The organism is Streptococcus mitis, assembly GCF_003944325.1.
Classification (GTDB): Bacteria; Bacillota; Bacilli; order Lactobacillales; family Streptococcaceae; genus Streptococcus; species Streptococcus mitis_CW.
On the sequence record NZ_RJPX01000109.1, the window covers coordinates 1 to 639 of the forward strand.

Below are 639 nucleotides of genomic sequence, written 5' to 3' on the forward strand. Positions count from 1 at the left end.
GATAGTGGTCACCCCAGCCAGATACCTTATCTGCTATCCATTTAGGAACTCCTAACTTAAGCAATCCCCATAATCGTCTAGATTTCTTCTTCCATTGCTTCCAGATAATCACTCGTAGGCGAGTACGCAAGCGCTCATCTATGCTGGTGACAATACTTTTCATATTTCCCAATGAGAAATAGTTTATCCATCCTCGAATAGANAAATTCAGTTGNTCAATACGTCTTGTTAANTCTANACTCCANTTCCTCTGTGTTAGTTTCTTCAATTTAAGCTTAAATCTCCGAACACTATCTTGATGGGGGCGACTTTTCCAANCAGCTGATGATTTCCAGAACCCGAAACCTAAATATTTCAACTCTCTTGGTCTAGTAATCTTAGTCTTGGTTATGTTTACTTTCAAACCTAGCCGTTTCTCAATAAAACGACTGACTGAATACATCACACGCTTAGCGGCAGCCTCGCTTCCGACCGTAATCACNCAATCATCTGCGTAGCGCACAAATCGAAGTCCCCTCTTTTCTAATTCCTTATCCAATTCATTAAGCATGATATTGGATAAGAGAGGAGATAAATTTCCTCCCTGTGGTGTGCCAACTAGCGTTTTATGACGCTGACCGTTAATGATAACACCTGAAT

1 protein-coding gene is annotated in these 639 nt (G+C 40.7%); it reads right to left on the bottom strand.

Going from position 1 to position 639, the window contains the following annotated elements; translation table 11 throughout:
• Positions 1–639, bottom strand: a 639-nt coding sequence (locus D8787_RS11305; protein ID WP_260471405.1) for a reverse transcriptase domain-containing protein, incomplete at both ends; no start/stop codon positions are given.